The following is a 23,941-nucleotide window of genomic DNA, read 5'->3' as shown; positions in this document are numbered from 1 at the left end:
GTATTTCGTGCCAGGAGCGCGACTTAGCCTGAACCTATGAGCAACGTCGAGAACGGCACCGCGTCCGAAGCTACCGAGGGCATGTCGCGCACGCCCGACCCCGCCACGCAGACCCGCACCTCCGCGGGCCTCGACGAGGTGGGGGGAGCATCCGACCCGGTTGCCGACGGCGTGGGTGCCGATGGCGAGGAGCAGAATCCGCCGCTGCCCGACTGGGGACCGACGGACGGCGTCCACGGCACCGACGCCGAGCTCGACGACACGGACGCCGCCACCAGCTGAGGCGGCCAAGCGGGAGACCGCCTCGCGAGTGCGCGCGTTCCACCGAGGTCCCTCCGCGTTCGCCGGAGCGTCGCGGGAACGCCGGTCGCGCAGCCCTACACTGGCGAAATGCAGCCGAATGAACGTGCCCTCAGGGTGATCTCGTACAACCTTCGAGAACACCGGGCGCACATCGAGATCGCTCCCCTCGCCGCCCGGCACGACGTCGATGTTCTCTGCCTTCAGGAGTGCGATACCACCCGACTTCCTCAGGAACTCGGCGACCTCCGGCTCGCCTCCGTCACCGCTCGCAATCGTCTCGGGCTCGCGGTGTACTACTCCCATGCACGCTTCGAGTTGGCAGGCAGCGCCGCGTTCGAGCTTCGCAAATCAATGCACGATCGGGTCATGTCTCCCGCACACGAACGGCTGCTCGCCGTGCGCCTTGAGGACCGGGAGGGCGGATCGATCGTCGTCTCGTCCTTCCACGCCGCTCCGCTCTCGGCCGGCAATGCCCTGCGCCGCAAGCAGATCAACGAAGCGCTGGACCGCCTGCGCGAGTACGCGCCCGACATCCCCTCGTTGATGGTTGGCGACTACAACTACCCCTGGTTCTTCCGCGGGCTGGACCGAAAGATGACGCGGAACGGCTATGTGGTGTCGCGTAGCGACTCCCCCACCTATGCGCGCTACCGATACTTCAGCGGGCACTTCGACTTCGCCATCAGCGACGCGGTTCGGATCCAACGGGTCTCGACCCTGCCGCAGGGCCTGTCCGACCACCTCCCCGTGCTCGTCGATGCGCACTACGACGTCGGCGCCGCCTGACCGGTCGCGTCCTCCCACGGACCGCACCGCGCTCGACGCTCGCTAGGCTCGAAGGGTGACGACTCTGATCCTCGCCCGGCACGGAGAGACTGTCTGGCACTCCGACAACCGTTTTGCGGGCTCCTCCGACATCGCACTGACTCCTCGCGGGCAGGACCAGGCGGCAACTCTGGCCGCCTGGGCTGTCGACGCCGACCTCGAGGCGATCTACTCCTCGACACTGGTCCGAGCTGTCCGCACCGCGGTGCCCGCCGCGCGCGCTGCGCACCTCGAGGTGCAGCCCGACCCTGCGCTGGTCGAAGTCGACTTCGGACAGGGCGAGGGTCTGACCACTGACGAGATGGAGAAGCGCTTTCCCGACGCCTACCGCGCCTGGGTCGCCGCTCCAGCGATCCAGCCCATGCCGGAGGGCGAGTCTGGTCTGGATGCGGTCGCCCGCGCCAACACGGCGCTCGCCCGCATCCACCGCGAGCACCCCGAAGGCCGCGTGCTCGTCGTTGCGCACGGCACGCTGATCCGTCTGCTGCTGTGCGCCTACCTCGGCATCAACCCCGAGACCTACCGCCACACCTTCCCCGTCGTCGACAACGTCTCGCTGACCACGCTGCGCTGGGATGCAACGGGCATCGGCCTGCTCGGCTACAACGTCCCTCCGGTGCAGACCCAGCGGCGTTCGAGCTGAGCGACGTGGCCCGAGCGCGGTCCGAATCGGGACGCGCCGGCTCGATCGGTCTGGTGCTCGGCTCGGTCGCCAGCGTGCAGCTCGGCGCCTCGTTCGCTGTGCTGCTGTTCCCGGCGGCCGGACCGATCGGCACAGTCACTATGCGGCTCGTCTTCTCTGCCGCGGTGCTGCTCCTGCTCTCTCGCCCGCGCCTGCGCGGCCATAGCCGGAGCGACTGGGCCACCGTCGCGGCCTATGGCCTTGCTCTCGGCGGGATGAACGCCTGTTACTACGAGGCCATCGCCCGGATTCCGCAGGGCGCCGCCGTGACTCTGGAAGTGCTGGGTCCACTGACGCTCTCGGTGATCGCCGGAAGAAGTATCGCGAGCCTCGTCTGGTCCGCGCTCGCGCTCGCCGGGGTCGTCACGCTCTCACAGAGCGGATTCGCCTCGCTCGATCCGGTCGGAGTGGCCTTCGCACTGGGGGCCGGGGTGCTCTGGGCGACCTACATCGTCTTCGCCGGTCGCACCGGCGGACGTTTCCAGGGAGTCGACGGTCTCGCCCTGGCACTCGCGTTCGGTGCGGTCCTCTCGCTGCCGTTCGGCGTCACCTCCGCGGGCTCGGCACTCGTCGCCGCACCCGTCCTGCTCCTCGGGCTCGCGGTCGCGGTCCTCTCCTCCGCCGTGCCGTATGCCCTGGAGCTGCTGGCGCTGCGTCGACTGCGCTCCTCGACCTTCTCGGTGCTGATGTCGCTGGCGCCAGGCGCCGCCGCGCTCTCGGGGTTCCTCGTGCTGGGTCAGCGGCTCAGTGCGGCGGAGGCAGTGGGGATTGCGCTCGTCGTGGCCGCGAGCATCGGAGCGGTCCGAACCGCGCGGAGTTGAGCGACCAGCCCCGACGGACCGCGCCGCTCCCTCGGCGCTACTGGGGAAGGCGCGCACGATCGACGCCCCACTGCGCCAGAGCGTCGTCTCAACGCTGGTTGGAAAGCGCTATCCCCTCCAATGGTGGGGGGTGTGCTCCTCGTGGTGGTCGAGCCGCTCGGCCGCAGCCACATCGACGAGTGACGCTGCGCCGCAGCTTTCCTACTATGCCGGTGCCAGCTCGTAATTCTCGCCGATCTCGCGGAGAACGAACGCTATAGGCAGATAGCCCAAAATGATCGTATCCGCTCGCGTTGCTCGACAAATAATGATGCCGTAGAGCGTGCCATGGACGCTGATCACGGGGCCCCCGGAGTCCCCATGTTCGGGGAGGTGACCGTCATACGACCGGGCGCCTAATGCGCCAGACGGCAAGGCGACGGGCGCGGCGTCGGAGAAACCGAACCCGCAGCTGGTAAAAGTGACGGCGCCGCTGATGCAGAAACGTTCACCGGAGGACGGCTCGCCCGTCTGCGAAAGAGGAACTGTTCCCTGAAGCTGGCCCCTCGAGAGGATGACTCTACCGACCGCCTTCGGAGTCGCTGTGGGAACAGTGCAGTGATGGAGCTGGGATGGGCCGCTGCAGACTGGACGCTGCACCGTCGATGGCGGGACCGTCACTATCCCGATGTCATACCTGGGCGAAGTCCACGTCACCCTGCCAACAATCTGACCCGCCACCCTGACGATAGCGCCTTCGGGAGCGCAGTGCTTGGGAAGGATGACGTAGCGAGTCGCAGCTCCAAGGTATGTCAAGCGCGATATCAAGCTTCTCGACCGGAGCACAGGACCGGCGGTGCACTGCTGATGGTCGGGTAGCTCGAGAGCGGTGCCGGCCATGATCGGGATGCGATCGCGGAGCGATTCGGCATTCGCGGCCGGAAGCGCCGGAGCGAATACTGCGAGCGCCGTTGCACAGCAGGCACCGGCGACAAGCGCCAGGATGCGGCGCGGTAAGCGGATGATAGTCATGAGACCTTTTCTGTTGATCGCACGCCGGAGTGCGGCTGAATCTCGATTCGGCTCTAGCATCTAGGGATACCTGCGATTCCTCCGTCGGAGTGGATCGCTACGCTAAGACATTTTCTCCGCGACAACGTCACTCTCGCGTGAGCATAGTCTCAGCAGTGACGTCGCAATGATTGTCCTTTTCCGCTCTCCTGGACAGGTGTATGGGACTTTTCGAAGAAATACTCGACCACACCTGGACGAAGAGCTTCACCGCACAATACCTGTGAAAGACCGTTGAACACTCTGATCTGTTCCGGACGGTTCTTCGCAGTGAACGAAGGGAATATCTCAGACCCCTTCTTCTCCCATCGACCCGGGTTCGCCGCCCCACGCACAGGGCGTGTATTTCTCGAAGTGGCGCCCCGAGAAGCTGTTCGATGGGGGAACCACCGCAGCGTGCAGCCAACTCCCTGCCGGCACGTCGCACAGCGCCACACTCACGCCTCGCGCGTGATCTCCACCCGCACGAAGAGTTTCGACGAACGCGGCCCCGCGAAGACGCCGCGTAGTGGCGCGATGTCGTTATAGTCCCGACCTCGACCGACGATGACATGCCGCTCGCCGATATCGATCAGGTTGGTCGGGTCATAACCGCGCCACGCGCCTCCGCAGAACCACTCGACCCAGGCGTGCGACTCCCCCACCACGGTCTCGCCAATCTCGGCCTGCGGCTTGGGGTGGAGGTAGCCCGAGACGTAGCGAGCCGGGATACCGACCGAGCGCAGGGCTCCGAGCACGATGTGCGTGATGTCCTGGCAGACACCCTCCCGCGCTGTCCACGACTCGGTCGCCGTCGAATGGACACCGGTCACACCCTGTCGATAGGTCATCTCGTGGCCGATCCGCTCGGCAATCGCGAGTGCGGCCTCGCACGGGCCGTCGGCGGCATCCGCAAGCGAGCGGGCCAACGCCGCGAGGTCCTCGGGAGGCGCCGTGCGATTCGTCTGCTTGGACTGCTCCACGTACTGGGTGCGGGTCTCGACCTGCCCGCTCAGCTGGTCCCAGCCGGTGGGATGGTCCGGGTGCTTCTTCGGCCGGATCTCCACGAGTGACGTCGCGGTCAGGGAGAGTTCACGGTGCGCGTCGAGCACATCGAACGAGGAGACGCGGGTGCCCCAGTAGTCGGTGTACGCGTGCACCGAGGTCACCGGGCGGATGTCGAGGTTCGAGAACAACACCAGCTGGCCGTCAGAGGAGGCGGGCAGCATCCGTGCCTCGTTGTAGGACGCCACGACGTCTCCCGCGTAGGTGAAACCCGTGGTGTGCCTGATGCGCAGCCTGCTCATAGCGCCTCCCCGATCCAGCTCGGCATGACGTTCGTCGGGAAGTAGCGCTGCCGGATCGCCTCGGACGCGGCCGAGGTCGCCTCCTGCACGCTGTCCATATGCCGCGGGAGGTCCGCGAGGATGTCCGTGATCGGCCGGTACTCCAGCTCACTGCGGATCTGCCCGAGCACGCGCTGCGCGTCGCCCGAGTGGCCCACCCGGCCGGTACGCGGCTCGATGTCGCGCATACAGGCCTCCGCTCGCGAGACCGAGAACAGGATCGAGCGCGGAAAGAGGCGGTCAAGGAGCAGGAACTCCGCGGCGTTGCGGGCGCTCGGCACTCCGCGGTAGGTGCGCAGGTACGGCTCATAGGCCCCGCAGGAGCGGAGGATCGTGGTCCAGGAGGGTCCGCTCGCCTCGGTCAGCGAGCGGGTGGCGAGAAGCCGGGCGGTCATGTCGGCGCGCTCGAGCGAGCGGCCGAGGGTAAAGAACTGCCAGGCTTCGTCGCGCGAGGTCGCCGACTCGATGATGCCGACGGCGAGGGCGGAGCGCTCACGTACCCAGCTGAAAAACTCCGAGACACGCTCGCCCGAGACGCGGCGCGGCATCCGCGTACGCGTGGTGTTCAGGCACTCCCAGAGCTCGGTCGAGACGATCTCGCGGGCTCGCCGGGCGTTCTCGCGGGCGGCGCCGAGGGAGTAGGCGATCGACGCGGGATTCGTGCGGTCGATGGCGAGGATCGTCAGTACGTCGGCCCGGGTGATCTCGCCCATGTCGTCGGGTGGGGTCGAGCCCATCACCGAGAGGAGTGAGCGGCAGGCGGTGTCCTCGTCGATCCACGGATCCTCGAGCAGGAGCTGGAGGTGGACGTCGAGGATGCGCGCAGTGCCGTCCGAGCGCTCGATGTAGCGGCCGATCCAGAACAGTGACTCGGCGATCCTCGAGAGCATCAGTCCTCCTCCGCTGCCAGCGCCTGCTGTTGCTGCTGGTCCTGGTCGCGCTTCGGTGCGTCCTGCGGCGAGTGGTCGGGAGTGTGGTTGACCGGGTGCACGATCGGGATCGAGCTGGTGACCGAGGCCTGCTCGGCGACGAGCGCCTGGATGTCTCGGACCTCGGGCTCCGCGGTGCGCTGCTCCTCAAGGCCGACCACCCAGGTGTCCTTCGATCCGCCGCCCTGGGACGAGTTCACGACCAGCTGCCCCTCCGGGAGGGCGACGCGAGTGAGGCCGCCGGGGAGGACCCAGACGTCGGTGCCGTCATTGACGGCGAAGGGCCGCAGGTCGGCGTGGCGGGGGCGCATCCCGTCATCGACCAGGGTGGGGATGGTGGAAAGCTGCACCACCGGCTGCGCGATCCAGCCGCGCGGGTCGGCCTGGAGGCGCGAGCGCAGCTCGGCCAGCTCCTGTGCCGACGCCGCAGGCCCGACAACCAGGCCCTTTCCGCCTGAGCCGTCGACCGGCTTGACGACCAGCTCATCGAGGCGGTCAAGCACCTCCTCGAGCGCGCCCGGATCCTCCAGCCGCCACGTGTCGACGTTCTTGATCACCGGCTCCTCTGAGAGGTAGTAGCGGATGAGATCGGGCAGATAGGTGTAGACGAGCTTGTCGTCGGCGACGCCATTGCCGATCGCATTCGCGATCGTGACGGTACCGAGGCGGGCGGCGAGCATCAGGCCCGGGGAGCCGAGCATCGAATCGGCCCGGAACTGAAGCGGGTCGAGGAACTCGTCGTCCACGCGGCGGTAGATCACGTCAACCCGGGTGGGGCCGGAGGTGGTGCGCATGAACACCTTTCCGCCCGTGCAGAACAGATCCCGGCCCTCGACCAGCTCGACACCCATCAGGCGGGCGAGGAGGGTGTGCTCGAAGTAGGCGGAGTTGTAGACGCCAGGAGTGAGCACGACGACGGTCGGGTCATCCACGCCCTCAGGAGCGGAGGCGCGCAAAGCTTGGAGCAGCTTGTTCGGGTAGTCGCCGACCGGGCGCACGCGCATCGAGACAAACAGCTCGGGCAGGGTCTGCGCCATGACGCGCCGGTTCGAGATGACGTAGGAGACGCCGGAGGGGACGCGCACGTTGTCCTCGAGGACCCGCCAAGCTCCTTCTTCGTCCCGGATCAGGTCGATGCCGGACACCTGGATCCGCACGCCGTTTGCCGGGACAATGCCGGCGGCCTGACGGTGGAAGTGGCTCGAACTCGAGATCAGGCCTGCCGGGATCACTCCGTCGGCGACCGCGTTCTGCGGGCCGTAGACATCGGCGAGAAAGGCCTCGAGCGCGCGGACTCGTTGCGTGATGCCGCTCTGCACCTCGTTCCACTCGGCGCGCTCGATAACCCGGGGCACGGCGTCGAGGGGAAACGGCCGCTCCTCCCCGGCGAAGTCGAAGGTGACGCCCTGGGCGAGGTAGGAGGAGGCGAGCGCGTCGGTGCGGCCGCGCAACTCCTCCTGGGTCATCCGGGCGAGCGAGGAGTAGATGTCGCGGTAGGCCGCCCGGACCCCGTGAGGTCCGCTCGCGGACGCCACATCGACGAACATCTCGTCCCAGGGGGTGGCACCCGAGACGGGCCGCGCGACCTTCTGGGACCCGTATCCGTCGAAAAGGTCACCCATGGCATGACTCTAGTGGGGGGCATATTGCCGGGATGTTTCGGAGCCAGGAGGCTGTCCGGCTCGCGGTCGCCGACGACATCAGACCTCGCGAGCGGCTCTCGTCCCGTGAGCGCTGTAACCTTTCAGTGTCATCGCGGCGTGGGTGCGTTCGGTTACACTGCTAGCAGTACCCAATGGGTTACATTACGACGTATACCCGAACGGTTACACCTACTAAAGGAGACGGACGATGTTCAGCGGAGTGAACGACCTGAGACAGCTCGTGGTCTCACTGCGAGAGAACGCCGGCCTTAGCCAGGCCGAGCTCGCCCAGCGTGCAGGACTCTCCAGGAAGTGGGTGAACGAGTTCGAGCGAGGTAACCCCAATGCGCGAGTCGGTGCGGTGCTCGACGTGCTCCGAGCGCTGGGTTACGGCCTTGAAGAAACAGCGCTCGATGCCCGCCGCGCGTGAGCTCCTCGCGTACCTCGACGGCAGAAGAGCCGGAACTTTTCTGCAGGAAAGCACGGGCAACACCGTCTTCGTCTATGACGAGGAGTACAGGCGCGACCCGCTCAGCACTCCCCTCTCCTTATCAATGAGCACAGCAGTGGAGCGACACAACAAGCGGAAGGTCCTGCCCTGGCTCAACGGGCTCATCCCCGACAACGACGCAGCACGAAGCGCCATTGCTCAACGCTTCGACGTCAATCCCAAGAATCCCTTTGCCATCCTCGAACACATAGGATCAGACGCCCCTGGAGCCATTCAGCTTCTTCCTCCCGGAGAAGAATGCACTGACGCGCACAATGACCGGACCGCAGTAAAGAGATTGGCAGACGAGGACGTCGCCGAGCAGCTTCGATTGGTCATCGACGAGTACCGCGATGGGACTCCGGACGCGCGCCTCGATCAGCGGTTCTCTCTCCCTGGAGCGCAACCTAAGATCGCGCTCGTTCGCGATCGAGGAGAGTGGGCACGTGCGCTGGGGGCAACTCCGACGACTCACATCCTCAAGCCGGTCCCACCGGATGGTTTCCGGCGCGTCGACATCGTTGAATACTTGACATTGACCGCGGCGAGCAACCTGGGTCTCACGACTGCCGAGTTCTGGATTGAGCAGATCGGGCCGCACCGAGTCTTCGTCTCGAAACGCTACGACCGAGAGCCCGGAGCAGACGGAATAATGCGGCGGTTACATCAGGAAGACCTAGGACAGGCCCTGTCAGCGGATCCGGCGAAGAAGTACCAGCGACGGGATGGTGGACCAGGGATCGGCGCCGTCGCTACCCTCATCCGCGCTCTTGCACTCAGCGACAGCCGGAGAGTGCAGATCGGATGGGAGTTCTTCCGTGGTGTTGCCTTTAACAGCGTCGCCTACTGCACCGACGCACACATCAAGAACTATTCGATGATGCTCGACGGCGCCCACACTCAACTAGCACCCCTCTACGACCTGAACACCATCGCCCCTTACCTTGACGGTCGGTCGCGATATGGGGCCAGGGGTGAGGCACCACAGGCGGCGATGTCGATCGACGGTGAATACCGCTTCGATGCGATGTCCGAAGCAGGCTTCGCGAAAGAAGCGAAGAAGCTCGGGGTGGACGGCGGTCGAGCCGTCGATGAGGTCCGTCGGCTTCGCCGCGACCTGGTGGGAGCCTTCGAGATCGCCCGCGACTCCCTCGTCACTGTCGATGACGACACGACGAGCTTCGCCCAGGAGGTCGTCGACGGGGTGGCCCGCATTCCTTCCCTGACGCGCTCCTGAGCAGCCGACCAAGGGCCGGGAATGAATCCGAGCGAGCGTGGTTGAAGGAGTATGTACATGCAAACGCATGGACCGGGCCCCGCGGGGCTAGAAGACAAAAGGAGCGTCCGATGCAGTTCGGCATCTTCACGGTCAGCGACTCAACGACCGACCCCACGACCGGACGGACCCCCTCCGAATCGGAGAAGATCAAGGCGACCCTCGCGATCGCCCTCAAGGCCGAGGACATCGGTCTCGACGTCTTCGCCCTCGGCGAGCACCACAACCCGCCGTTCTGGTCCTCCTCGCCGACGACCACGCTGGCGTTCATCGCCGCGAAGACGGAGCGGATCCAGCTTTCGACCGCGATGGCGCTGATCACCACGAATGACCCGGTGAAGCTCGCCGAGGACTACGCGATGCTTCAGCACCTCGCCAATGGCCGCGTAGACCTCATGCTCGGCCGTGGCAACACCGGCCCCGTCTATCCGTGGTTCGGCAAGGACATCCGCCGCGGTATCGAGCTGACAATCGAGAACTACGACTTGCTGCACCGCCTCTGGACGGAGGACTACGTTGACTGGGAGGGCCAGTTCCGCACGCCTCTCCAGGGCTTCCAGTCGACTCCCCGCCCGCTCGACGGCATCGCACCCTTCGTCTGGCACGGCTCGATCCGCTCGCCACAGATTGCGGAGCAGGCCGCCTACTACGGCGACGGATTCTTCGCTAACCACATCTTTTGGCCTGCCTCGCACACTCAGAAGATGGTGCAGCTCTACCGCCAGCGTTTCGAGCACTACGGCCACGGCACCGCCGACCAGGCGATCGTGGGCCTCGGGGGCCAGATCTTTATGGCCCGCACCTCGCAGGACGCCCTCGCGCAGTTCCGCCCCTACTTCGACAACGCGCCCGTCTACGGCCACGGCCCCTCTCTGGAGGACTTCACTGAGCAGACTCCGCTGACTGTCGGCTCACCGCAGCAGATCATCGACCGCACCCTCGGTTTCCGCGAGTACGTCGGCGACTACCAGCGCCAGCTGTTCCTGATGGACCACGCGGGACTCCCGCTGAAGACCGTGCTGGAGCAGATGGACATGCTGGGCGAGATTCTGCCTACCCTGCGTGCCGGTTTCGCGGAAGGCCGCCCCGCGCAGGTGCCGGACGCTCCCACTCACGCCTCGCTCGTCGCGACGCGCGACGCGCAGACCGCCGACGCGCTCCGCACGGCAGTGCCCGTCACCGCAGAGCCCGTCACCGCCGAGCCCGTCACCGCTTAGTCAGGAGCTACGCATGGACACCCGTAGAATCACCGTCCTCTCGGCAGGACTTAGCCAGCCGTCCTCGACGCGGCTGCTCGCCGACCGCCTGGCGAACGCCGCCGCGGCGGCCCTCGCCGAGCAGGGCTTCGCGGTCGAGCGGAGCGTCATCGAGCTGCGCGATCTCGCACACGACGTCACGAACAACCTCCTGACCGGCTTCGCGAGCCCCGCCCTGCAGACCGCGCTCGACGCGGTCGCCGCAGCCGACGGGCTGATCGCCGTGACACCGATCTTCACCACCAGCTACAGCGGACTGTTCAAGTCATTCATCGACGTGCTCGACACGGAGGCCCTGCGCGGCCTGCCCGTGCTGCTCGCTGCGACGGGAGGCTCGCCCCGCCACTCGCTCGCCGTGGACTACGCGATGCGCCCGCTATTCAGCTACCTTCATGCGGCTCCGCTCTCGACGACCGTGTTCGCGGCGACCGACGACTGGGGCGGAGCGACGGAGGACGGGCGGGCCCTGCCCTTGCGGATCGAGCGCGCCGGACGCGAGCTGGCCGTGGAGGCTGCGCGCTCCTCACGCTCGGACGCGGCGGTCGACCCGTGGGCGCTCGACGATTCGTTCGAGGGCATGCTCGGTCGCCTGAACTGACGCGCCGCGACTCCGGGTAACGGACTTGGATGGCGGTGCGTCGGTCATCGGCGGAGCACCAAGCGTCCCGGGCTTGCGACGCGAAGTGTCAATCCCCCGTTCCGCTGGTCCACGGGGTGGATCTGCGCGGTACGGTCATCACAGGCACCCACTGAGTGCGCTCTCGAGCGCACCCTTCGAGCGGAAGGCGGGATCATCGTGAGTGTCATCGCCGCCAGTGCCGCGAAGCAGAAGGTCGCCGGGCGCTACTACCTGATCGAGCGGATTGGCTCGGGCGGAATGGGCTCGGTCTATCGGGCCCGCGATGAATCGGTGCAGCGCGATGTCGCCGTGAAGGTCTTCCGCGCGGAGGCGTCCCACCCCGACGACATCGCCCGCCAGGAGCGCGAGGTCCGAATGCTGAGTTCCTTCGCTCATCCCGGCATCGTCAATCTCTTCGATGCCGGATTGCACAACTTCGGCGGCGAGGTGCGCCGCTATGTCGTAATGGAGTTCGTCGCCGACCCGACGCTGGAGGCGCGACTCGAGTCAGGTCCGCTACCCGCCGACGAGGTCGCCGCGATCGGCACTCAGCTGGCGGAGGCGCTCGCCTACCTGCATGAGCGGGGCGTCGTGCACCGGGATGTGAAGCCCGCGAACATCCTGGTCAGCGATATCGCGTCCAGCGGCTATGACTGCACGGCCAAGCTCGCGGACTTCGGTGTGGCGCACTTCATGGACGGCTCCCGCCTCACCGGCGACGGCATCGTCATCGGCACGGCGAGCTTCGTCAGCCCGGAGCAGGTGGCCGGGGAGCCGATCAACGGAGCGAGCGACGTCTTCTCGCTCGGGCTGGTGCTCCTCGAGGCGATGACCGGGCACCGCGAATACACCGGCACCGTCCTGGAGGCGGCGATCGCCCGACTGCACCGCAGCCCCGCTATTCCGGAGACAGTGCCCGCCGCGTGGCGCTCGCTGCTGAGCGCGATGACAGCACGAGACCCCTCCGACCGGCCCACCGCCGAGCAGGTCGCGCACCGTCTGCGCGGCGGGATGGCCGCGGGGGTGACCGAGATGGCGGGCGACTCGCGCTCGGCTCGGGTGCGGCGCTCGGTGATCATCGGGTCGAGCGTGGTCGGCGTGGGGGCCATCGCGGCGCTCTCGTGGATGCTGGGAGCGCTCGTCGGCCGTTGAGGCGCGGGCGGTGGTGCGGCGCTCGCCGCCGTGCGATGTGCAGGAGCCGGTGCGATTCGCAGGCACTAGTGCGATTCGCAGGGGTCGGTGCGATGTGCAGGGACTTCTCACGTGGGAGCGCTCTCCGGCGCGACGTGGGTCCTCGCGCTGCGGTATCCCCTGCAAATGGCACCCAGGAACGCCCGGAGTTGACGCCTACGCCTCGCCGGGCAGTGCGGGGCGAAGCACCAGACGCGTCCAGGCGCCCACGTAAATCCGGTCGCCCTCCTCGATCTCGCGGCGCTGACCCGCGGCGATCGGCTTCTGCGGGAGCGGTGCACCCGCCTGAGCGAGGTATGTCCCGTTCGCCGACTGGAGGTCCTCGACCCACCAGCGGTAGCCATCGGTGCTCAGCTCACAGTGGCGGCGCGAGACTCCGGAGTCGGAACCGCAGTCGATCTGCGGCGAGATGCCGCGGGAGACGGAGGGGCGGCCGACGAGCAGTGAGCGCTCGCGCAGCACGACGGTCGCGGGCGGACCGGGCGAGGGCATCGGATCATCCGCTCGCTGCTCGGCATACCACTCGGGGTCGACCCAGAGTTCGGCGATCCAGGGGTCGCCGGACTCGGTGGCCGCGGGCGATGACGCGGCACCGGAAGACGCAGCCGGCGCAACCGGGATCACCTCCGTCGGGGGCGCGGAGGCGACGGGCACGTCAAAGCCCGCGTCCTGCTCCGGCACGAACTCGGTAGGAGCGGCGGGATCGACTCGCGGGTCCGGTGCCTCGCCGAGGTGCGCGGCCGGGTCGCCCGCAGGGGACGCCGAGCCGCCGACCTCTGCCGGAGCGCGCACGGCGCCCGACTCGGTGAACGGGTCAGCCTCGGGCAGGGATCCCGTGGTGAAGTCATAGCCGCAGTTCTCGCAGAATAGGGCGCCGGCCTCGTTCGGAAACGAGCAGTGCGGACACACCGAGGGGCCGGTGGGGATGACGGTAGTCGGCGCGGCAGCGGGCGGCGGGGCCGCTGCGATCGGAGTTCCGCAGACGTCGCAATAGTCGCCGGACGCCGACGTGTGTCCCTCGGGGCAGCGGTAGCTCACTTGCGCACCCGCGTGGTCTTCGTCGAGGCGGTGTCGAGGGCCATCTCGTCGAGACGGTCGACCCCGCGCTTGAGCCGCACCGTCCCCTCGTCGGGATCGTCGATCTCGACCACTTTGCGCAGCTTCGCCGTCGCCTCGTCATTGCCCGTGACAGCCGCGAGCTGCACCGCCCGGCCGAGCTTGACGGTGGCGGTCGCGTCGTCGCCGACGGCTTTCGCGGCCAGGCCGTCCTGGATCGCCGAGGCTAGCTCGGTCTGCCCCGTGTAGTGCGCGACGGCGGGGTCGATGCGGGCGGTCAGGGCGGAGTCATCGGTCCAGCGGGCTCTCACCAGCGCGGAGGCGACCACCTCGTCGCGCACGCTGAGCTGGACCCGCGCGGCAAGCTGCTCCGAGCCCACCGGCTTCGACGCCACCCGAACGGCCACGTGATACTCGCGCGACTCGTCCCCCCAGGCACCGGTGGGGTACGAGCCGGTGAGCGGGTTCACGGCGGTCCGCCGCGAGCTGAGGTCCTCGAGCGTCGGCGCGACCTGGCGCACGAAAAGCAGCTGAGCCCCCTGCGGAGTCCACACGCGCAGCTCGCCGTTGGCGACTCCGCGCCCCATCGAGGCCCGCATCAGCGACTCGAAGTCGGCGGCCAGGTCGGCCGGCTTCGCGATCAGGCCGACGGTGCCCAGCAGCGCACTCGCGATGGTGCGCGCCTCCTCGACAATCCAGCGTGAGCCGACGCCGCGCACATCGCACTGGAACACGCCGCCCGCCGCCCTGATCGCAGCGTCGAGCTGCATCCGCGACTCGTGCTCGTTCTTCCCGTCGGTGAGGAGGATCGCGTGACGCTGCGTGGCCTCGGGGACCGTTGCGAACAGCTGCCGTGCGAGGGTCAGCCAACTGCCCATCGCAGTGCCGCCGTCGGCCTGGAGGAAGCCGATCGCCTCCTTCGCCGCGGTACGTGCTCCCGGCTCCATCCGCACCATCGAGACGGAGGCGTTGGGGTAGGGGAAGGCGCGATCGGCGCGCTCCGAGCCCGCCACGACGGCGAAGAACGTACCGTCGAGGATCTGGTCGACGGCGACCGCGGCGGCGCGCTTGGCGGCGGTCATGTTCTCGCCGGTCATTGACCCGGAGCAGTCGACGATGATGATCTCCGCCGCGGCGCCATCGGAGCCGGCGACTCCGGTGCCCGACGCGGTGACGGTGACGATCGCGTGCACATCGGTGGCACCGTCCGAGAGGAACTCGTTCTGGAAAACACTCGCGCTGAACTCCGCCATTGCGTCAGTTTATGGGAGCCCAGACCCGGTAGCATCGGCCGCTTCGGCAGAGGGAGGACGGATGCGATCCTTCACGCCGGTTGAGCAGCGGATCGACGACGCGGCGCACCGACTGCTCGCCCGCGGTCCCTCCTCCGGAGTGCGCGGTGCAGCGATCGAGTTTCTGGTCTTCGGAGCCAAGCAGGCGTGGGCGTGCATCTTCGGTGCCGCGCTGCTCGCGTTGATCGTCGCGGCCAGGCTCTGGTATCCCGACGATGCGGTCCTCGCCCGGAATGACCTTCTGACCCTCGTCGCCGTCGCCCTGCAGGTCGTGATGATCGCCACTCGCCTCGAAACCGGGCGCGAACTCTGGGTCGTCGTGCTGTTCCACGTCGTCGGCACGGGGATGGAGCTGTTCAAGACCGATGTCGGCTCCTGGAGCTACGCGGCCGACGGGATTCTGCGGATCGGCGCGGTGCCGCTGTTCAGCGGGTTCCTGTACGCCTCCGTCGGTTCCTACATGGTGCGGATTCACCGCCTCTTCGACGTGCGCTTCGAACGGTGGCCGCGGCGCTGGGCGACCGCCGTGGTCGCCGTGCTGATCTACAGCAACTTCTTCAGCCACCACTACCTGCCTGACGCCCGCTGGCTGCTCGTCGCGGCGGTCGCTGCCCTCTGGATCCGAAGCACGATGGTCTACCGCGTGCACCGCGGTGTCCACCGGATGCCAGTACCGGTAACGTTCGCGCTCGTCGCATTCTTTATCTGGCTAGCCGAGAACGTCGCGACATCCGCCGGCGCCTGGCTCTACCCCGACCAACTCGACGGCTGGCATCTCGTCTCTCTCTCGAAGCTCGTGTCGTGGTTTCTCCTGATGATCGTCTCCGTGGTACTGGTGACCGTCGTCTACCCGCCACAGACACCCGACGGGGCGTCCCTCGTCAAGCCCGCCGCGGGCCGCGCCCGAGGCTGACAGGCTGGACGCCGTGCCCTCCTGGATCCTCGCCCTCATCAGCGGCGCCATCGGCGGCGCCACCCTCCTGATCGGCGCAGCGCTCGCGTGGTTCCTGCACGTGCCCGCCAAGCTGACCGCCGCGGTCTCGGCGTTCGGCGCGGGCGTGCTGATCTCGGCGCTCGCCTACGAGCTGGTGCAGGAGGCGGCCGACGACGGCGGACTCCTGCCGACCGTGCTCGGGACGCTCGCGGGCGCCGTCGTCTTCGTCGGCGCCGATGCCCTGCTCACCCGAGCCGGAGCCGGCAACCGCAAGAGCGCGAAGGGCTCGGGCGGAGGCGGAGGCGCGGTCATCGCGGCCGGCGCCCTCATCGACGGCGTCCCGGAGTCGATTGTGCTCGGTCTCTCGGTCGCTCAGAGCAGCGCGGGAGCCGCGATCAGCGTGCCCATCGTCGCGGCCGTCGCGATCTCGAACCTGCCAGAAGGGCTTTCCTCGACCGTAGGAATGAAGACGGATGGACGCTCGGCCCGCTACGTTTTCGCGGTGTGGGGTGGAATCGCGGGAATCTCGGCAATCGCCGCGCTCGTCGGCTTCCTCGTGTTCGCGTCAGCCCCGGGAGCGCTGGTCGCTTTCGTCACGACCGTCGCGGCGGGCGCGATCCTCGCGATGATCTCCAACACGATGATCCCTGAAGCCTTCGACCGCGACAACGTGCTGACAGGGCTATATGCGGTGCTGGGCTTCGTCACCGCCTTCGCGCTGCACTTCGTCTCCTAAGACGCAACGTGCTGTGGTGAGCGTCCCGCGGTCGGCGGCTGGTTCGATCTGCAGGGGATACGCCAATTCGCGGAGCGGAGACGCGCGGGAGAGAGCTCTCACGTGCGAATCCCCTGCAAATCGCACGTGTCCCCTCCTGGAGCGGGCGCGGCGAGGTCAGCCGGTGAAGGCGCTGAGGGCGTCGTCGAGCAGGCCGAGGCCGCGGGCGACCTCGGCGGGGGTGATCACGGCGGGCGGGACCACGTGGATCCGGTTATCGGCGGTGAAGGGCAGGAGTCCGCGGGCGAGCAGGTCGGCCTTCAAACGGGCGACGGACGCGGCGGGCAGCGGGGTGCGCGCCGCGCGGTCCGAGACGAGTTCGAGCGCCCAGAACACGCCGGATCCACGGACCTCCCCGATCAGCTCGTGTTTCGCCTCGAGCGCCGCAAGGCCCGGAGCGAGGTGCTCGGAGCCGATGGTCCGCGCATTCTCGACAATGCCCTCCTCCGCCATTGCCTCCAGGGCAGCCACGACACTGGCCGCGGCGAGCGGATGCCCGGAGTAGGTCAGTCCGCCCGGAAAGACACGCTCGTCGAAATGGTGCGCGATCGGATCCGAGATCACGACGCCCCCGATGGGCACATAGCCCGAGTTGACACCCTTTGCGAAGGTGATGAGATCGGGACGCACGTCGAAGGCGTCGAAGGCGAACCACTCCCCCGTGCGGCCAAAGCCGGCCATGACCTCGTCGAGAATCAGTTGGATCCCGTAGCGATCGGCAATCGCGCGCACACCGGCGAGGTAGCCGGGCGGCGGAGTGAGGACACCGGCAGTTCCGGGAATGGTCTCGAGAAGGAACGCAGCGATCGACTCCGGCCCCTCCGCCTGAACAACGCGTTCGAGGTGGTGCAGCGCGCGCTCGCACTCCTGCTCGAGCGTCTCGGCCCAGAACTCGGTGCGGTAGAGGTACGGTCCAAAGGCGTGCACGTGACCGCGCGCGTACTCATTCGGGATGCGGCGCCAATCGCCGGTGGAGACGATGGCCGCGCCGGTGTTGCCGTGGTAAGAGCGGTAGAACGAGACGATTTTGTCGCGGCCGGTGAACAGGCGTGCCATCCGGATCGCGTTCTCGTTCGCATCCGCTCCGCCGTTGGTGAAGAAGACCTTCTCGAAGCCCTCCGGCGCCCGGTCGGTGATCAGGCGCGCCGCCTCCGCCCGCGTCTCGTTCGCGGCGGCCGGGCCGATGGTGGCGAGGATGCCGGCCTGCTCCTGGATCGCGGCGACGACCTTCGGATGCTGGTAGCCGATGGTGACGTTGACAAGCTGGCTCGAGAAGTCGAGGTAGCGGGTGCCGTCGACATCCCAGACCTCTGCGCCGAGGCCGCCGGCGATCGGCAGCGGATTGAGCGCGCCCTGAGCCGACCAGGAGTGGAACACCCGGGAGGTGTCGGCGGCGGTGACCGAGGCGTTGTCGCGGACAGTGGAGGCGGTCGAGGACGTCATGGGATCCAGGATCCTCCGTCCGCGGGGATGAGCGCGTGCGGATCCGTCGAGCCGTCGCGTCTGGGCGGGACGGAACGTCGAGCGCGGCGCGCACTTGAGCGCGACCGCGCGCCACGCAGTCGCGAATTTCTCGCCAAAATTAGAACTTCCTCATGAGAGCAGCGTCGCCCTCTCGGAGTCCGCTGCAACTGTCAGGCCACCCGCCAATCATCCGCCAACCATCGATGATCGGAATCTCATGAAACTCTTTACCCACACCCCAGCGCGCCCCTCGACTCGGGCACACTTCATCGCCCGTACCCTCACAATCGGAGCCGTCCTTGCCACCGTGAGCGCACTCGCGCCCGCCGGTATCGCCTCCGCGGCGACCTCCTCCACAGCAATCCCCTCCGCGGCGACCCCCTCCGCGAATACTCCCTCGCACCTCTCGCTTCTCAGCCTCGGCGATTCGACCACCCAGGCGAACTCCGCCTGCGGCACCTGGACGGACTGCCCCGACTTCAGCTGGTCGACCGGGAGCGCTCCGGTCGTCAACTCCATCGCCCAGCGTCTGCAGAAGCTGCTGCCCGACACGAGCGTCAGCACCGCGAACTACTCCAAGAGCGGCAGCACCGTCGCCGGGGTTCCCGCGCGCGTCCAGGAAGCGGTCGACGCGGGGGAGAAACCCGACGTCATCACCCTCCTCATCGGCGGCAACGACCTGTGCGGCCCAGGCATCCCCGTAGCGAGCGACGGCTACAACATGACTCCGGTGAGCACCTTCCGCACCGGCGTGGAGACGGCGATCACAACGATCAGAAGCGCCTGGCCGTCCGCGAAGCTCGAGCTCTCGTCGGTGCCGGACAACGCCACCCAGTGGGAGGCGTCACGCGGACCAGAAGGCCAGTTCCGCTGGAGTTCGGCCGGCTTCTGCCGTACTACCCGCGGCGTCAGCATGACCGAGGTGCCGCTGAGCCCATCAGACGCGTCTGCCTCCGTCGCAGCGGCGGCGAAACGGGTCGTCGACTTCAACGCCGTGCTCGAGCAGGCCTGCGCGGCGGATGGCCCACTGTGCAACTGGGACGGCGGCGCGCTGACCCGCATGCGGTTCACTCCGGACCTCATCAGCGAGGTCGACCACTTCCACCCCAGTGCCGCCGGCCAGGCGAAGATTGCCGAGGTCGAGTGGAACGCTTCGTCCTTCGCCGCGGGCTGGAAGTAACACTGCGGATGCGCACGCCCGGCCGAAACAGGCGCGGACGCGTCAGGCGACTCTTTCTCGCCCTCGCTGCCGTCAGCGTCTGCGGCGGTGTGATCAGCTCAGGCGCGGTTCCCGCCAATGCCGTGTCGGAGTTCCGCATGGAGGTTCCCCTCAACGCCGGCACTCGCATCGGACTACCCCGTGGGAACTGTACGGTGGGCGCGGTCTTGGCCTCGAAGAGTTGGTATATGCAAATATCGGCCCGCCTCAAGGCGACCCGATACGTCGCCGCCGCAGGACACTGCGGAAACGTCGGAGACGACGTCTCCGTGGGGCAGGTCGGCACCGTCGGCAAGGTCATCTGGAAAGCCCGGGTAGCGGACATCATGATCGCGAGGATCGATCCGCTCGCCAGGAACTCCTACCACTGCGCCGGCAGCTCGACGCTACACAACTGCTCGCCGATGACGACCTTCACACCGCGAGCGATTGGCAACGTCTTTCTCTACGATCACACTGGAGAATACGCGAGCGTGCCCGTCGCCGGCTTCGGAGCGCCCGAACCCAACGAGACGTTCTGCACGAGCGGCGCCGTGAGCGGCGTGAACTGTACGTGGTTCCTGGATCCGGATGTACCGCTTTACCAGCCCCTCGTCCTCGGTGCGAGTACGAAGCGCAAGGCGACACTGGACGGCGATTCGGGTGGGCCGGTCGTGAGTCGAGGCGGGCAGCTCTACGGATTCATCAGTAAGGGCGGCAAGTCGGGCACCCGCCTCGTCGGCTTCATGACCTTCGTTCCCATCTCCCGTCTTTTCGAAGAGCAGCGCGGCTACGAACTCGCGCCTCCCGGCTGAGTCGACGGTCCGCACAATCTGCTCACCGCAGGACACTAGCGGGTGCCGTCGACATCCCCGGCCTCTGCGCCGAGGCCGTCGGCGATTGGCACCGGATTGAGCGCACCCTGAGCCGTCCAGGAGTGAAAAACCTGGGAGCGGTCGGCGGCGGTGACCGAGGCGTTGTCGCGGACAGTGGGAGCAGTGGGAACGGTCGAGGCCGTCATGGCGTCCATCGTGCCCAGCCCGCGCGCGTCTCTCGCGGGCGGATCCGTCGAACCGTCGCGTCTCGGAGGGACAGAACGTCGAAGCGGGCCACTACCGCGCCCTGCGCCGTGCACCGTCCTCGGTGGGCACCCGAGTGGGAGCTTGCTCATCAGGACGTCGCCGCCCTCACGGCAACCGCTGCGACTCTCACTCCGCCACGCCCCCTCCGAGGATCGGAATGTTATGACTCTGTCTCCCCTCACCCGCGCCCGCACCCTCGCGATCGGAGTCGCCCTCGCCGCGGTCAGCGCGCTCGCACCCACCGGCATTGCCGCGGCGGCAACTCCCTCGCACCTCTCCGTTCTCAGCCTCGGCGACTCGACCACCCGAGCCTTCGCCGCGTGCGGCTCGTTCACCGATTGCCCTGACTTCAGTTGGTCGACCGGCGGCGCTCCCGCCGTGAACTCCTTCGCCCAGCGCCTGCAGAAGTCGCGGCCTGGCACGACGGTTACCACCGCCAACTTCGCACAGAGTGGCAACACCGTCGCTCAGGTCCCGGCGCGCATTCGGGCCGCCGTCGCCGCGGGCGTGCATCCCGATGTCATCACCCTTCTCATCGGCGGAAACGACCTGTGCAGCCCGGGGAACGTGGCGGCAAGCGATGGTTACACCATGACTCCGGTGAGCACTTTCCGCTCTGGCGTAGAGGCGGCAATCAGCACAATCCGGAGCACGTGGCCCTCGGCACAGATCGAACTCTCATCGGTGCCAAACACTGCTTCGCAGTGGAGGTCGGAACGCTTCGCCGGCGCTCACCTGTGGAGTTCGGGTGGCCTCTGCCGCACCACCCGCGGCGTTAGCACGAGCGGGGCACCCCTCAGTCCACCGGCCGCAACAGCCTCCGTCGCCGCCGCGAAAAAGCGGGTGCAGGACTTCAACGCTGCGCTGGAGCGGACGTGCTCGACGGCAGGTCCGCTCTGCCACTGGGATGGCGGCGCACTCACCAGGCTCGACTTCACCCCGGACCTCATCAGTACCATCGACCACTTCCACCCGAACATCGCCGGACAGGCGGCGATCGCCGAAGTGGAATGGAATGCATCCTCCTTTTCGCACAGTAGCAATTAGCGCAGCCGTGTTACCTCTTACCCGATCTCCACTGAAAGAGGACCAGAGATGCAAGCAGATGTGGCGAAGCAGCACAAGCGCGACCGACGGAAGGCAGCACGCCGTAGACGAGTGGCTCTGTCCCTCACTGCGCTAGCCGTCTCGCTCGGAATGCTCAGCGCGAGTGCACAGCCCGCGAGTGCCGTCTCAGGTTTCCGGCTTCAGCTTCCCATCAATGCAGGGACCTTTGTCCGACTGGGCGAGTGGGGATGTACGACGGGCGCCGTTCTGAGTTCCAGGAGTTGGTATCTCCAACTGTCGGCCCGATTGAAGGCGGTCCGGTATATCGTCCTGGCAGGACATTGCGGCGAGGTCGGAGATTCCGTCAGCGTGGGCTCTCAGGCCAACGTCGGCACGGTGATCTGGAAAGCCGTGGCCGCGGACATTATGATCGCGAGGATCGATCCGCTCGCCAGGACTAGCTGGGACTGCGATGGCAGTTCGACGCTGCACCGTTGCATGCCGATCACGACCTACACACCACGTGCAGTCGGCAACGTTTTCCTCTTCGATCAGGCGGGCCGCTACGCGAGCGTGCCCGTCACAGGCTCGGGGACTCCCGGACTCAATGAGATCTTCTGCACGAGCGGCGCGATCACCGGCGTGAACTGCTCCTGGGGTCTCCACGCGCTCCCGCATGGCGCTCCGCCCTTCATCCTGGGGGCAACGACCTGGCGAAACGCGACTTTAGACGGAGATTCCGGCGGACCCGTCGTGAGCCGCAGTGGACAACTGTACGGAACCATTAGCGAGGGCGGAGACGTGCGAAATATTTTACCTGACTTCATGAGCTTCGTCCCCATCTCCCGCGTCTTCGAGGAGCAGCCCGGCTACCAGCTCGCGCCTCCCGGCTGAGTCTCCGAGGAGCCCGGCCGGCAGCACCGCCCCGAGGGCCAATCCGTCCAACCGCCACCTCTACGATCGACCATACGTCGAAGGGAGCCGAAGATGCCTGCGACCGTCCGCGATCTGCTCGCCGAGCCGGCCTTCCACCTCCGGGTGCTCGCCGGGGTGCACGACGAGGCGGCGCTGGATGCTCCACTGGTGTGGGTGCACTCGTCCGACCTCGTCGATCCGACGCCCTGGCTTGAACAGGGGCAACTGCTGCTGACCGACGGCGTGCACTTCACGGGTCGCGACAGCGCCGAGTTCTCCCAGGAGTACGTCACTCGGCTTCGCGACCGCGGCATCCGCGCGCTGGGCTTCGCGACCCGGATCGTGCACAACACGGTTCCGGAGGCGCTCGTCGCCGCCTGTGAGCGGCAGGGCCTCCCGCTGCTGGAGGTGGCCGATCGCACCCCGTTCATGGGGATCATCCGCTTCGTCGCCGATGTCATCTCGCGGGAGCAGCGCGAGCGCCTGGAGTGGTCGCTGGAGGCGCAACGACGGGTCGCGCGTGCGGCGCTGCGCCCGGACGGGCTGGCGGCGATCCTCATCGAACTGGAGCGGCAGCTGAACTGCTGGGTCGCGCTCTTCGACGCGGCCGGGCAGCGCGTGCACCTCCCCACCCGGCTCGACGTGCCGGCGGAGACGTCCGTCTCTGCGGCCGTGCGGCAGGCCCTCTCTCGCGGTCGTCGCACAGGGCTGCGTGTGGACGGCGGCGTGACTCTGCAGACGATCGGGCGGCGAGACCACCTGCGCGGAGTGCTCGCGGTCGGGACGGGCACTCCGCTGGACCCGGCAGGCAGCGACCTCGTCGCGAGCGTCATCGCGCTGGCAAGCATCGCGCTCGAGCAGCGGCGCGCGCTCGACGCCTCGCGCCGTCAGTTGCGCTCAGGGCTGCTGGAACTGCTCGCCGCAGGAGCCTTCGACGTTGCCGAGAGCACCGCGCGGCGCCTCGGCAGTCCCCTTCCGCCCGAGCCCGTACGGGTCATCGTGCTGAGCGAGCCGGTGCGGGGCGATTCCCTGCTCGACGAGCTCGAAGTCGTGGCGGAGGAGGACGACGCGCGGCTGTTCTTCGCGGAGCGGGACTCGGTGCTGGTCGCGATCACCGAGGCCGACAGCGTGACTCCGCTCGCCGCAGTGCTGGCGAGGCACGGGGTGAACGCCGGCGTGTCCGCTCCGCTCGGCTGGGGTGAACTGGAGCGCGGCGTGCAGGAGGCGCGGCGCGCGGGTGACCGGGCGAGCGCCGCCCACCCACTGCCTCGCTTCGAGGATGTCGCCGCTGAGGGGATGCTCGGAGCGCTCGCCGCCTCAGGCGCAGGGCCGCTCGCGCGACGGATCCTGGCGCCGCTCCTGACGCCCGAGGGCGCGGTACTGCTGGAGAGCGCCCGGGTGTGGCTGCGCCGCAACGGCGCCTGGGAACCGGCAGCGAGAGAACTCGGCGTGCACCGACACACCCTGCGCAACAGGATCACGGCCGTCGAACGCGCGCTCGACATCAACCTCGATGACGTGGACGCCCGAACGGAGCTGTGGACGGCGCTGCGGCTGCTCTGAACTCGTCCGCCTGCCCCGCCCATCGGGCACTCGCGTGAGCAGACCCATCGAACCGTCGCCCCGCGGAGGGACGGAGGGTCATAGCGCAACCGAGAGTAAATCTCCTCCTCGCGGGGATCCCCACCTTGGCGAACGCTGCCATGCTCGTGGGCGTAGCGACCGAACGTCCTGTCCACGGCGGCTCGGACGTCCCCGATGGCCACCC

The 23,941-nt window shown here is 67.6% G+C and carries 23 protein-coding genes; 16 read left to right on the top strand and 7 right to left on the bottom strand.

The window, feature by feature from the left end; genetic code table 11:
* Nucleotides 1–36: 36 nt before the first annotated feature.
* From B0H03_RS04990 to B0H03_RS04975, 4 genes are all read left to right on the top strand, one after another.
* Nucleotides 37–282, top strand: a complete 246-nt coding sequence (locus B0H03_RS04990; protein ID WP_104265308.1) for a hypothetical protein — start codon at nt 37–39, stop codon at nt 280–282.
* A gap of 108 nt (nt 283–390) precedes the next feature.
* Nucleotides 391–1,089, top strand: a complete 699-nt coding sequence (locus B0H03_RS04985) for an endonuclease/exonuclease/phosphatase family protein (protein ID WP_104265309.1) — start codon at nt 391–393, stop codon at nt 1,087–1,089.
* A 55-nt stretch (nt 1,090–1,144) separates the two neighbouring features.
* Nucleotides 1,145–1,771, top strand: a complete 627-nt coding sequence (locus B0H03_RS04980; protein WP_104265310.1) for a histidine phosphatase family protein — start codon at nt 1,145–1,147, stop codon at nt 1,769–1,771.
* Nucleotides 1,772–1,776: 5 nt separating this feature from the next.
* Nucleotides 1,777–2,631 (top strand): EamA family transporter, encoded by an 855-nt coding sequence (locus tag B0H03_RS04975; RefSeq protein WP_206612068.1) that lies wholly within the window; start codon nt 1,777–1,779, stop codon nt 2,629–2,631.
* A 1,487-nt stretch (nt 2,632–4,118) separates the two neighbouring features.
* Here the strand turns inward: B0H03_RS04975 and B0H03_RS04965 are convergent.
* The 3 genes from B0H03_RS04965 to B0H03_RS04955 are packed head-to-tail and all read right to left on the bottom strand — an operon-like array spanning nt 4,119 to nt 7,557.
* Nucleotides 4,119–4,967: a transglutaminase family protein gene (locus B0H03_RS04965; protein WP_104265312.1), complete on the bottom strand. Its 849-nt coding sequence runs from the start codon at nt 4,965–4,967 to the stop codon at nt 4,119–4,121.
* Nucleotides 4,964–5,896: an alpha-E domain-containing protein gene (locus tag B0H03_RS04960; RefSeq protein WP_104265313.1), complete on the bottom strand. Its 933-nt coding sequence runs from the start codon at nt 5,894–5,896 to the stop codon at nt 4,964–4,966. Before B0H03_RS04960 ends, B0H03_RS04965 begins: the two co-directional genes overlap by 4 nt.
* Entirely contained in the window at nt 5,896–7,557 is a 1,662-nt protein-coding gene (locus tag B0H03_RS04955; protein WP_104265314.1) for a circularly permuted type 2 ATP-grasp protein, read from the bottom strand. Before B0H03_RS04955 ends, B0H03_RS04960 begins: the two co-directional genes overlap by 1 nt.
* 229 nt (nt 7,558–7,786) lie before the next feature.
* Between B0H03_RS04955 and B0H03_RS04950 the strand changes: the two genes are divergently transcribed.
* From B0H03_RS04950 to B0H03_RS04930, 5 genes are all read left to right on the top strand, one after another.
* Entirely contained in the window at nt 7,787–8,008 is a 222-nt protein-coding gene (locus B0H03_RS04950; RefSeq protein WP_068251225.1) for a helix-turn-helix domain-containing protein, read from the top strand.
* Nucleotides 7,992–9,305, top strand: a complete 1,314-nt coding sequence (locus tag B0H03_RS04945) for a HipA domain-containing protein (protein ID WP_160487236.1) — start codon at nt 7,992–7,994, stop codon at nt 9,303–9,305. Before B0H03_RS04950 ends, B0H03_RS04945 begins: the two co-directional genes overlap by 17 nt.
* Nucleotides 9,306–9,415: 110 nt before the next feature.
* On the top strand, nt 9,416–10,561 hold the full coding sequence (locus tag B0H03_RS04940; protein ID WP_104265316.1) for an LLM class flavin-dependent oxidoreductase: 1,146 nt from the start codon (nt 9,416–9,418) through the stop codon (nt 10,559–10,561).
* A 13-nt stretch (nt 10,562–10,574) separates the two neighbouring features.
* Nucleotides 10,575–11,198 carry a CE1759 family FMN reductase gene (locus B0H03_RS04935; protein ID WP_104265317.1) on the top strand — a complete coding sequence of 208 codons (624 nt, stop codon included), beginning with the start codon at nt 10,575–10,577 and terminating at the stop codon, nt 11,196–11,198.
* Nucleotides 11,199–11,396: 198 nt separating this feature from the next.
* Nucleotides 11,397–12,371: a serine/threonine-protein kinase gene (locus B0H03_RS04930; protein ID WP_104265318.1), complete on the top strand. Its 975-nt coding sequence runs from the start codon at nt 11,397–11,399 to the stop codon at nt 12,369–12,371.
* A 195-nt stretch (nt 12,372–12,566) separates the two neighbouring features.
* Here B0H03_RS04930 and B0H03_RS04925 read toward each other — a convergent pair whose 3' ends face one another.
* Both B0H03_RS04925 and B0H03_RS04920 read right to left on the bottom strand, forming a co-directional pair.
* Nucleotides 12,567–13,448, bottom strand: coding sequence for an FHA domain-containing protein (locus tag B0H03_RS04925; protein WP_104265319.1), 882 nt, complete (start codon nt 13,446–13,448; stop codon nt 12,567–12,569).
* Nucleotides 13,445–14,719 carry a VWA domain-containing protein gene (locus B0H03_RS04920; protein WP_104265320.1) on the bottom strand — a complete coding sequence of 425 codons (1,275 nt, stop codon included), beginning with the start codon at nt 14,717–14,719 and terminating at the stop codon, nt 13,445–13,447. The genes B0H03_RS04925 and B0H03_RS04920 overlap by 4 nt, the downstream gene beginning before the upstream one ends.
* Nucleotides 14,720–14,780: 61 nt before the next feature.
* On the opposite strand from B0H03_RS04920, the gene B0H03_RS04915 reads away from it, so the two are divergent.
* Both B0H03_RS04915 and B0H03_RS04910 read left to right on the top strand, forming a co-directional pair.
* Nucleotides 14,781–15,671 (top strand): DUF817 domain-containing protein, encoded by an 891-nt coding sequence (locus tag B0H03_RS04915; RefSeq protein WP_104265321.1) that lies wholly within the window; start codon nt 14,781–14,783, stop codon nt 15,669–15,671.
* 13 nt (nt 15,672–15,684) lie between these two features.
* On the top strand, nt 15,685–16,428 hold the full coding sequence (locus tag B0H03_RS04910; RefSeq protein ID WP_104265322.1) for a ZIP family metal transporter: 744 nt from the start codon (nt 15,685–15,687) through the stop codon (nt 16,426–16,428).
* A gap of 156 nt (nt 16,429–16,584) precedes the next feature.
* Here B0H03_RS04910 and B0H03_RS04905 read toward each other — a convergent pair whose 3' ends face one another.
* A complete protein-coding gene (locus B0H03_RS04905; RefSeq protein ID WP_104265323.1) occupies nt 16,585–17,910 on the bottom strand; it encodes an aspartate aminotransferase family protein in 1,326 nt (441 codons plus the stop codon).
* Between the two features lie 238 nt (nt 17,911–18,148).
* On the opposite strand from B0H03_RS04905, the gene B0H03_RS04900 reads away from it, so the two are divergent.
* Nucleotides 18,149–19,111: an SGNH/GDSL hydrolase family protein gene (locus B0H03_RS04900; protein WP_104265324.1), complete on the top strand. Its 963-nt coding sequence runs from the start codon at nt 18,149–18,151 to the stop codon at nt 19,109–19,111.
* A 227-nt stretch (nt 19,112–19,338) separates the two neighbouring features.
* On the top strand, nt 19,339–19,944 hold the full coding sequence (locus B0H03_RS04895) for a trypsin-like serine protease (RefSeq protein WP_127843980.1): 606 nt from the start codon (nt 19,339–19,341) through the stop codon (nt 19,942–19,944).
* Between the two features lie 35 nt (nt 19,945–19,979).
* On the opposite strand, the gene B0H03_RS16495 is transcribed toward B0H03_RS04895, so the two are convergent.
* The gene (locus B0H03_RS16495; RefSeq protein WP_160487235.1) at nt 19,980–20,150 is read right to left on the bottom strand and encodes a hypothetical protein; all 171 of its coding nucleotides are present in this window, start codon (nt 20,148–20,150) and stop codon (nt 19,980–19,982) included.
* A gap of 223 nt (nt 20,151–20,373) precedes the next feature.
* Here B0H03_RS16495 and B0H03_RS04890 point away from each other — a divergent pair, with 223 nt between their 5' ends.
* The 3 genes from B0H03_RS04890 to B0H03_RS04880 all read left to right on the top strand — a co-directional run bounded on the left by B0H03_RS04890 (nt 20,374) and on the right by B0H03_RS04880 (nt 23,736).
* Nucleotides 20,374–21,258, top strand: coding sequence for an SGNH/GDSL hydrolase family protein (locus B0H03_RS04890; RefSeq protein ID WP_160487234.1), 885 nt, complete (start codon nt 20,374–20,376; stop codon nt 21,256–21,258).
* 498 nt (nt 21,259–21,756) lie between these two features.
* Entirely contained in the window at nt 21,757–22,152 is a 396-nt protein-coding gene (locus B0H03_RS04885; protein WP_127843981.1) for a chymotrypsin family serine protease, read from the top strand.
* A gap of 93 nt (nt 22,153–22,245) precedes the next feature.
* Nucleotides 22,246–23,736 carry a PucR family transcriptional regulator gene (locus tag B0H03_RS04880; RefSeq protein ID WP_104265328.1) on the top strand — a complete coding sequence of 497 codons (1,491 nt, stop codon included), beginning with the start codon at nt 22,246–22,248 and terminating at the stop codon, nt 23,734–23,736.
* Nucleotides 23,737–23,941 lie beyond the last annotated feature (205 nt).

It is taken from the genome of Rathayibacter iranicus NCPPB 2253 = VKM Ac-1602, assembly GCF_003149025.1.
Classification (GTDB): Bacteria; Actinomycetota; Actinomycetes; order Actinomycetales; family Microbacteriaceae; genus Rathayibacter; species Rathayibacter iranicus.
This window is presented reverse-complemented; position numbering and strand designations above follow the sequence as displayed.

Excerpts from the sequence above, each read along its gene's own strand:
- B0H03_RS04990 (WP_104265308.1), top strand. The coding sequence starts at position 37 with ATGAGCAACGTCGAGAACGGCACCGCGTCCGAAGCTACCGAGGGCATG.
- B0H03_RS04985 (WP_104265309.1), top strand. The coding sequence starts at position 391 with ATGCAGCCGAATGAACGTGCCCTCAGGGTGATCTCGTACAACCTTCGA.
- B0H03_RS04965 (WP_104265312.1), bottom strand. The coding sequence starts at position 4,967 with ATGAGCAGGCTGCGCATCAGGCACACCACGGGTTTCACCTACGCGGGA.
- B0H03_RS04960 (WP_104265313.1), bottom strand. The coding sequence starts at position 5,896 with ATGCTCTCGAGGATCGCCGAGTCACTGTTCTGGATCGGCCGCTACATC.
- B0H03_RS04955 (WP_104265314.1), bottom strand. The coding sequence starts at position 7,557 with ATGGGTGACCTTTTCGACGGATACGGGTCCCAGAAGGTCGCGCGGCCC.
- B0H03_RS04950 (WP_068251225.1), top strand. The coding sequence starts at position 7,787 with ATGTTCAGCGGAGTGAACGACCTGAGACAGCTCGTGGTCTCACTGCGA.
- B0H03_RS04945 (WP_160487236.1), top strand. The coding sequence starts at position 7,992 with ATGCCCGCCGCGCGTGAGCTCCTCGCGTACCTCGACGGCAGAAGAGCC.
- B0H03_RS04940 (WP_104265316.1), top strand. The coding sequence starts at position 9,416 with ATGCAGTTCGGCATCTTCACGGTCAGCGACTCAACGACCGACCCCACG.
- B0H03_RS04935 (WP_104265317.1), top strand. The coding sequence starts at position 10,575 with ATGGACACCCGTAGAATCACCGTCCTCTCGGCAGGACTTAGCCAGCCG.
- B0H03_RS04920 (WP_104265320.1), bottom strand. The coding sequence starts at position 14,719 with ATGGCGGAGTTCAGCGCGAGTGTTTTCCAGAACGAGTTCCTCTCGGAC.
- B0H03_RS04915 (WP_104265321.1), top strand. The coding sequence starts at position 14,781 with ATGCGATCCTTCACGCCGGTTGAGCAGCGGATCGACGACGCGGCGCAC.
- B0H03_RS04905 (WP_104265323.1), bottom strand. The coding sequence starts at position 17,910 with ATGACGTCCTCGACCGCCTCCACTGTCCGCGACAACGCCTCGGTCACC.
- B0H03_RS04900 (WP_104265324.1), top strand. The coding sequence starts at position 18,149 with ATGAAACTCTTTACCCACACCCCAGCGCGCCCCTCGACTCGGGCACAC.
- B0H03_RS04895 (WP_127843980.1), top strand. The coding sequence starts at position 19,339 with ATGCAAATATCGGCCCGCCTCAAGGCGACCCGATACGTCGCCGCCGCA.
- B0H03_RS16495 (WP_160487235.1), bottom strand. The coding sequence starts at position 20,150 with ATGACGGCCTCGACCGTTCCCACTGCTCCCACTGTCCGCGACAACGCC.
- B0H03_RS04890 (WP_160487234.1), top strand. The coding sequence starts at position 20,374 with ATGACTCTGTCTCCCCTCACCCGCGCCCGCACCCTCGCGATCGGAGTC.
- B0H03_RS04885 (WP_127843981.1), top strand. The coding sequence starts at position 21,757 with ATGCCGATCACGACCTACACACCACGTGCAGTCGGCAACGTTTTCCTC.
- B0H03_RS04880 (WP_104265328.1), top strand. The coding sequence starts at position 22,246 with ATGCCTGCGACCGTCCGCGATCTGCTCGCCGAGCCGGCCTTCCACCTC.